The following is a 7,072-nucleotide window of genomic DNA, read 5'->3' on the forward strand; positions in this document are numbered from 1 at the left end:
ATCTGAGCCTTCGATTCTACCCGCCATCGGTGTTCAGGGCTGCCTTTACCTGTGTCACGCAAGCGATTGTAGGACAAGGTTAAACCGCTCCGGTTCGGCGCCGGGATTATTTTTGTAGTGAATGAAATTTTTCACTACAAAACCGTTGACGAGTTGTTTTTCCCCTTGCATGATGCGGACGTCTCCCCGATCGGGAGCGTAGGCAAAAGTGTTGTGAAAAGGCTCGACTGACCGCCGAGCTGCTCCCGGATGTGTACTGCCCACAAGGCAGATTGATGAAACTGACCCGGCATGAACGTCCCTCCAGGACCGAAAGCGCTGGCGAATACTCTTCAAGATGCTTGTGACCGAGCAGGTTTGTATCGGGCAACAACATCCAGGTAATCGCTGCTTCTCCCCCGTTGTGACGCCAGTACGTAGCAGTTTCTCGGCAAGACTACATGCATCCTGCTCAAGGCCCTGCCGACATTCGGCAGACAACCACTGTCGCCCTGGTTTCGGTACCAGATATCAACTTACCGAAGTAGAGAAGTGAATTAGCGAATCAACTAGACAGATCAAACATTGGTCAAGGGGCTTTAACATGAATCTGAACAATCAACCGACTATTGATGAACTGGCTCGTATGTTCGCCGCACACAAAGACAGCCATGACAGCCATATCCTGTGGATTGCCGAATCTGGCCAGGTGCATATCGACTGCCTGTCGCCCCATGCCCATGAAGCCGAGTTCGAACAGAACAAGCGTGACTTGCGTGCCCGACTGAAAATGTACCGTCGCGGCCAGGGTTATGTTGGCAAGAAAGCCGCCGCCGACAAAGACTTCGTCGGCCGGGTACTGGTCACCCTGACTCAGGAATGGCAGAACCTGCAGTCCCGGCCAGACGTCAGCGTGATCGACCGCTACTGCTGAGTTGCCTTGCACAGCCGCTGATAACCCGTACGGGTTATCAGCGGCTTTTTTGTCTGCGCATTCCAGCCGCCAGTGCCCCAAACGCCGCCGATGACGCATTTAGATTATGTAAATGCCGCTTTGCCCCCTTGCTCCATTAGCCTGCGTCTACGATTCTGTATAGGCCGTCCTCTAACATAGACAACAGCGGAGAGACCTCCATGAAGACCGTCGCGCAACTGCTCAAGTTAAAAGCCAGTCACAATCAAGAGGTCCATACCATCAAGTCCCATCAAATGGTGCTGGAAGCGTTGATGGTGATGGCCGCGAAGAACGTAGGCGCGCTGCCGGTAATGAACGACGGCAAGATCGTCGGCGTGATCAGCGAACGTGACTATGCGCGCAAGCTGGTGCTCAAGGGCCGCTCCTCGGTGGGCACCCCGGTCAGCGAGATCATGAACTCGCCGGTCATCACCGTGGACTCCCATCAAACCGTCGAAACCTGCATGAGCATCATGACCGACAAGCACCTACGGCACTTGCCCGTGGTTGAAAACGGTCAATTGCTGGGCTTGCTGTCCATTGGCGACCTGGTCAAGGAAGCCATTGCCGAGCAGGCCGAACTGATCCGCCAGCTGGAACAGTACATTCGCGGCGAGTAACTTTCGCCCCACCTGCGCCCAATCGCGTCGCTGCGTGCCGCCGGTTTCGGTCGCGCGCAGTATTTCGTTTCAGCGTATCTAAACGGTAAACACACGCCTCTATTGTTGTGCAATGAACTTTATATTTGCTCTATCGCAAGGCGCTTCTATATTCAGTTAACTCCCTGACACGTCCGGCTTTTTTCTTGAGTGTGAACCATGGCCAGCAGCGACCACCTGATCATTTGCGAGCATTGCGATGCCGTGTATGAAAAAGCCGTGCTCGCCAAACACCAGACCGCCCTGTGCCAACGCTGCGGCGGGGTGCTGCAGCGCTACAACGGCATGACCCTGCAGCAACGCCTGGCATTGACCCTGACCGCATCGGTGCTGTGGATGTTCGCCAATTTCTACCCGGTGATGAGCATCAGCCTCAAAGGCCTGAAAAACAGCGCCACCCTCTGGGATTCGGTGGTGGCCCTGAGTGACGGCCCGATTACCTTCATCGCCCTGGTCGCGGCCATCTCCATCATCATCGCGCCCGTGTTCCAGCTGCTGCTGCTGATCTGGGTGCTGAGCTTCGCGCTGACCTCCAGGCGCGCACCGGCGTTCAAGCTGTGCATGCGCTGGCTGGAGAGCCTGCGGCCCTGGAGCATGCTGGAGGTCTGCCTGCTGGGGGCCATGGTGGCCGTATTCAAACTGGCCGGGTTGCTGGACGTGATCCCCGGCATCGGCCTGTTTGCCCTGGCGGTGTTGAGCCTGTTACTGATCCGCATCGCCGGACGCGACGTTCGTGAATTGTGGGACTGCCTATGAACAGCCCGCCCGAAGCCCGCGACCTCAACCTTTGCCTGTGCCACAGCTGCGGCCTGGCCTGCGACATGACCGACCACCCCCCGGTGTGCGAGCGCTGCGGTGCGCCCCTGCATGTGCGCAAGACCAATTCCCTGGCCCGCACCTGGGCGTTCCTGGCCGCTGCACTGGTGTTTTACATCCCCGCCAACCTTCTGCCGGTGATGAACACCAGCATGTTCGGCAGTGGTTCCGACAGCACCATCATCGGTGGCGTGCTGGAATTCTGGGAGCATGGCGCCTGGGACATCGCACTGATCATTTTCATTGCCAGTATCGCCGTGCCTGGCATCAAGTTTGTCGCCCTGACGCTGCTGCTGGTGACCGCCCAGCGGGGCAGCCTCTGGGCCCGCAAGGAACGTTCGCAGCTGTATCGTTTCGTCGAGCTGATCGGCTACTGGTCGATGCTCGACGTCATTGTCGTTGCGCTGGTCGCCGCCCTGGTGAAGTTCCAGGCACTGGGTGATATCGAGCCACGACCCGGGATTCTGTTTTTTGGCATGGTGGTGGTCTTCACCATGCTCTCGGCGATGAGTTTCGACCCGCGCCTGATCTGGGATAACCCACAAACCGAGGAGGTCATGGATGGAATCGAAAGCCACTGAGGGGCAGCCACAGCCCGGCAAAGCCGACGTCAAGACCCGCCGCTGGAGCGTTTCTCTGGTGTGGATCGTACCCATCGTTGCGGTGCTGGTCGGGCTGTCCCTGGTGGTGCACAACCTGATGCAACAAGGGCCGGTGATCACCCTCAACTTCAAGACCGGCCAAGGCCTGACGGCAAACAAGACCGAGGTCAAATACCGCAACGTGGTGATCGGCCATGTCTCCGATGTGGCGTTGAGCGATGATCAGAAGAGCGTCAACGCCACGGTAAAACTGTCGAAACAGGCCGAATCCTTCACCCGCGAAGATTCCAAATTCTGGGTCGTGCGACCGCGCATTGGCGCGGGCGGGGTGTCCGGGATCGACACCTTGCTTTCAGGTGACTTCATTGGTGCCGACGCGGGGCAGTCCGATGCCCGCGCCCGGGTCTTCACCGGGCTCGAAGCCCCTCCGCCCATTACCTATGGCGAACCCGGCAAGCGCTTCATGCTGCACGCCCAGGACCTGGGGTCGCTGGATATCGGGTCGGCCGTCTACTACCGCAAGATCCCGGTGGGCCAAGTGGTTGCCTATGCACTGGACACCGACGGCAATGGCGTGAACATCGAAATCTTCGTCAATTCGCCGAACGACGTGCATGTTACCGAAAACACTCGTTTCTGGAATGCCAGCGGCATCGACATCAATGTCGGGGCCGACGGCTTTGCGGTCAAGACCGAGTCGCTGTCAGCCATGCTACTCGGCGGCATTGCCTTCCGCGCCCCGAACTACAGCCCTGGCGACAAGAGCGCCGCGGAAGACCGGGACTATGAGCTGTTCGAGGACCAGGCTACCGCCCTCGCCCCGCCCAATGGCAAGCCGCAGTTCCTGGCACTGCGTTTCGATCAGGCCTTGCGCGGCTTGAAGGTGAATGCGCCTGTCGAGTTCCAGGGGCTGGAAATTGGCAAAGTGGTTGCGATCAACCTGGATTTCGACGAAAAAACCCGCACGTTCCCGATCAATGTCGGCATCGTGATCTATCCCAAACGCTTGGGACAGGCCCATGTGAAGATGCTCAAGACAATGGAGCACAACCCTGAAGACGAAGCGGCTTCCGTTCGCCTCATGGGCACCTTTGTCGACAATGGCCTGCGCGCCCAGGCCCGTAGCGGCAATTTGTTGACCGGGCAGTTGTACATCGCCCTGGAGTTCTTCCCCAAGGCGCCGAAAGTCGCCTTCGACCTCGATGCCCGCCCCGTGATGATTCCCACCGTGCCAGCCAGCCTGGAACTGCTGCAGGAGCAATTGCAGGCGATGGTCGACAAGATCAACAAGCTGCCGATCGAGCGCATCGCCAACAACCTGGATGGCAACCTCACGGAAATGCGCAAAGGCATCAAGCAGTTCAGCACTCAGACCCTGCCAGGAGTGGAAAACACTTTGCAGGAGGTGAGCAAGACCTTGCAAGCGGCCAACTCGACCCTCGCCGAAGACTCACCACAACGTGAACAGTTGACCCAGACCCTGGAAGAACTCGGACGCATGTCACGCTCTCTGCGCGAATTGTCGGACTACCTGGGCCGGCATCCGGAATCCTTGCTGCGCGGACGTCAAAAAGATGCCACGCCGCCAAACCTGCAACCGTCTTCGAACCGCTGACCACAGGAGTGCGTCCATGTCTTTATCGTTGAGAGTTGGGTTGGTCGGTGCGCTGCTGGTGTTGACAGCCTGCAGCAGTGACCCGGTGCATTACCACACCCTGATTCCGGCCCAGCCGGCATCGACAACCCGCAGTGCGGCCAGCATCCAGTTTGAACAAGTCAGCGTGCCGGCGCAGGTCGACCGTACGCAGATTGTCATCCGCCAGGGCAACAGCGGCCTGGCGGTCCTGGAAACCGAATGGTGGGGAGCGAGCCTGTCGGAAGAACTGCAAAGCGCCCTCGCCGATCAACTGTCTGGCACAAGCAACGCCCATAAAATGTCGTTGCGCGTCGATGTGCAACGCTTTGACTCGATTCCCGGGCACTATGCCCTGCTCGATACGCAGTGGCGCCTGCGAAACCTCGACTCAGACGATACCAGTACGTTCCTCAACTGCCGAACCACGGTTCAGACCCCGTCAGGCGCAACCATCGACGACCTGGTGTTGGCGCATCAGAAGAATGTGAAAGGCCTGGCCGCCGCGATCAGCCAGGCCGCAGCCAGCGGACGCTGCCCCGGGGCGCGGTAAGCGTTGCTATTATTGAGCAACACCTGAGGCCGGCTGTCCCTGATCCGTCGGCGCTGGCCGATAAACGTCACTGCGTTGTTCACGCTGAAGGGCCGGTTCGTTGGGCCGGGTGCTCACAGGCTGCGGCATGACCGACAGGTTGGCGACAAGACCTTGCTGGATTTGCCCGGAAATGTAGTTGACCCCGGCCATCACACCGTTCGCCTCGTTCTCCATCAAGCCCAGCCATGCCTTGTCGAATGCAGCACTCAGACTTTGGCGCATTTGCGCCTGCGCTATCGGCCGGTCGCTTTCATTCGACATGGCGCCGATGCCGAGGGAAACCACGGAAATCACCGCCCCGGCGACTCGGCCGACCGCTGCGGCTACCGCGCTGGCAACGCTACGGGTCGCAATCTGCGCTTCGAGGCGTTCGCTTGCACGCTTGGCCACCGAGGAGATCCCGGCATCCGACAGCCCTGCCCCGGCACCGCTGTTGGAACTGCGGACCTGTTCGACAAGGGCCGTGTAAGCGGGCAATCGAGTGACCGGTTCAGTATGAATGATCTGATAGAGCGAAGCATTGCGTGCGGGAGGAGGCGCCAAGGTGATGGCCGGGACTTGGCTGAGCCTGCGGTCGAATTGATCCTGGGGGACGGCATACTGCTCCCGTATCTCGACCATATGGGCACTGAGCATCTGCAGGTACAACCTAACGGCATCGCCCATGATCACGTTCGGATCGGTCACCCTGGAGACGGGATCCAGCACACGCTCGTGGTACTGTTTCTGCAGGTAGACCGTCAGTCGGTTGACCGGCGAATCCGTCTCGCCCTTGGCGCTCATCTTGTACCAGCCCACCTTCACGCCCAGCCACTGTTGGGTCCAGTAGCCGGTAAACCAGGGAATGAAGTCGGTTTCGGTACGGCGGAATACTTGCTCACGCCAGCGCCCCATGGCTTTGCGGGTGTAATCCCTGACCGCCTCTCTGGAGGACAATGAAGCGCTGTCTATATCCCGGTCAATCTGTAACCAGGTCGCTTCCGTGATCACGATGGGTGCCGTCGGCTCAGAGCGACGCACCGTGGAGCATCCCGCCAGCAACAGCAGCAGGATCAGTAACAAGGCCAGGCACAGGAAACGCAGACTCAAGATCGCAGTCCCCGGTAATAACAGGACAGCCGTCGTCACGCCTCGATCGGTTTGGGGCCGCTGAGATTTGTGATGGCGGTATTTTGAGTATAGGTGGTGCAAGACCGGCTCAGGCGGGATGCCGAGCAAGGTGCTCGCAACCCCCATTCAAAGGAGGCAGGCCCCATGTTTTACCGAATAGCGGCCGATGGGCTGATGCTGATGCTGATGCATTTGCTGTTCATTGTGTTCGTGCTGTTGGGCGCGCTGCTGGCCTTCAAATGGCGTCAGGTGATCTGGTGCCATTTGCCCGCGGCCGTCTGGGGCACCCTGGTCGAAATCTTCCACTGGAACTGCCCGTTGACCCACTGGGAGAACCTCATGCGCCATGACGCCGGGCAAGCCGGCTACAGCGAAAGCTTCATCGAGCATTACGTCTGGCCGCTGATCTACCCCACCGGGCTGACGCCGAACATGCAACTGGGGCTAGGGGCCCTCGTGCTGCTGGTCAACCTGATTATCTATGCGCTCCTGATCGGACGGTGGAAGCAGGCGTAACCGCCCAGAGCAAACTGCGCTAGCTTTTTCACGCACAAAAACAAAACCCCTACCTGCAGATGCAGATAGGGGTTTCGGAATTTAATCTTGACGATGACCTACTCTCACATGGGGAAACCCCACACTACCATCGGCGATGCATCGTTTCACTGCTGAGTTCGGGATGGGATCAGGTGGTTCCAATGCTCTATGGTCGTCAAGAAATTC

At 58.9% G+C, this 7,072-nt stretch carries 8 protein-coding genes and 1 rRNA gene; 7 read left to right on the top strand and 2 right to left on the bottom strand.

What is annotated here, in order from left to right:
* Positions 1-583 precede the first annotated feature (583 nt).
* The 6 genes from CKW25_RS24920 (at position 584) to CKW25_RS24945 (ending at position 5,197) form a co-directional block, all read left to right on the top strand.
* On the top strand, positions 584-913 hold the full coding sequence (locus CKW25_RS24920; protein WP_095083518.1) for a hypothetical protein: 330 nt from the start codon (positions 584-586) through the stop codon (positions 911-913).
* Between the two features lie 200 nt (positions 914-1,113).
* Positions 1,114-1,554: a CBS domain-containing protein gene (locus CKW25_RS24925; protein WP_095083519.1), complete on the top strand. Its 441-nt coding sequence runs from the start codon at positions 1,114-1,116 to the stop codon at positions 1,552-1,554.
* A gap of 198 nt (positions 1,555-1,752) precedes the next feature.
* Entirely contained in the window at positions 1,753-2,349 is a 597-nt protein-coding gene (locus CKW25_RS24930; RefSeq protein WP_095083521.1) for a paraquat-inducible protein A, read from the top strand.
* Entirely contained in the window at positions 2,346-2,990 is a 645-nt protein-coding gene (locus CKW25_RS24935; RefSeq protein WP_095083522.1) for a paraquat-inducible protein A, read from the top strand. The genes CKW25_RS24930 and CKW25_RS24935 overlap by 4 nt, the downstream gene beginning before the upstream one ends.
* The gene (locus tag CKW25_RS24940; protein WP_095083523.1) at positions 2,971-4,626 is read left to right on the top strand and encodes an intermembrane transport protein PqiB; all 1,656 of its coding nucleotides are present in this window, start codon (positions 2,971-2,973) and stop codon (positions 4,624-4,626) included. Before CKW25_RS24935 ends, CKW25_RS24940 begins: the two co-directional genes overlap by 20 nt.
* A gap of 16 nt (positions 4,627-4,642) precedes the next feature.
* Positions 4,643-5,197, top strand: a complete 555-nt coding sequence (locus CKW25_RS24945; protein ID WP_095083525.1) for a membrane integrity-associated transporter subunit PqiC — start codon at positions 4,643-4,645, stop codon at positions 5,195-5,197.
* A 9-nt stretch (positions 5,198-5,206) separates the two neighbouring features.
* Here the strand turns inward: CKW25_RS24945 and CKW25_RS24950 are convergent, their stop codons facing one another.
* The gene (locus tag CKW25_RS24950) at positions 5,207-6,328 is read right to left on the bottom strand and encodes a hypothetical protein (RefSeq protein WP_173919079.1); all 1,122 of its coding nucleotides are present in this window, start codon (positions 6,326-6,328) and stop codon (positions 5,207-5,209) included.
* A 165-nt stretch (positions 6,329-6,493) separates the two neighbouring features.
* Between CKW25_RS24950 and CKW25_RS24955 the strand changes: the two genes are divergently transcribed.
* Positions 6,494-6,865: a DUF2784 domain-containing protein gene (locus tag CKW25_RS24955; RefSeq protein ID WP_095083526.1), complete on the top strand. Its 372-nt coding sequence runs from the start codon at positions 6,494-6,496 to the stop codon at positions 6,863-6,865.
* A gap of 85 nt (positions 6,866-6,950) precedes the next feature.
* Here CKW25_RS24955 and rrf read toward each other — a convergent pair.
* Positions 6,951-7,066 (bottom strand): 5S ribosomal RNA (gene rrf / locus CKW25_RS24960).
* Positions 7,067-7,072 lie beyond the last annotated feature (6 nt).

The sequence above is a fragment of the Pseudomonas sp. Irchel s3h17 genome (genome assembly GCF_900187505.1).
In the GTDB taxonomy this organism is placed as follows: Bacteria; Pseudomonadota; Gammaproteobacteria; order Pseudomonadales; family Pseudomonadaceae; genus Aquipseudomonas.

Coding starts and splice junctions, on each gene's coding strand:
- CKW25_RS24955 (WP_095083526.1), top strand. CDS start 6,494: ATGTTTTACCGAATAGCGGCCGATGGGCTGATGCTGATGCTGATGCAT.
- CKW25_RS24925 (WP_095083519.1), top strand. CDS start 1,114: ATGAAGACCGTCGCGCAACTGCTCAAGTTAAAAGCCAGTCACAATCAA.
- CKW25_RS24935 (WP_095083522.1), top strand. CDS start 2,346: ATGAACAGCCCGCCCGAAGCCCGCGACCTCAACCTTTGCCTGTGCCAC.
- CKW25_RS24945 (WP_095083525.1), top strand. CDS start 4,643: ATGTCTTTATCGTTGAGAGTTGGGTTGGTCGGTGCGCTGCTGGTGTTG.
- CKW25_RS24940 (WP_095083523.1), top strand. CDS start 2,971: ATGGAATCGAAAGCCACTGAGGGGCAGCCACAGCCCGGCAAAGCCGAC.
- CKW25_RS24920 (WP_095083518.1), top strand. CDS start 584: ATGAATCTGAACAATCAACCGACTATTGATGAACTGGCTCGTATGTTC.
- CKW25_RS24930 (WP_095083521.1), top strand. CDS start 1,753: ATGGCCAGCAGCGACCACCTGATCATTTGCGAGCATTGCGATGCCGTG.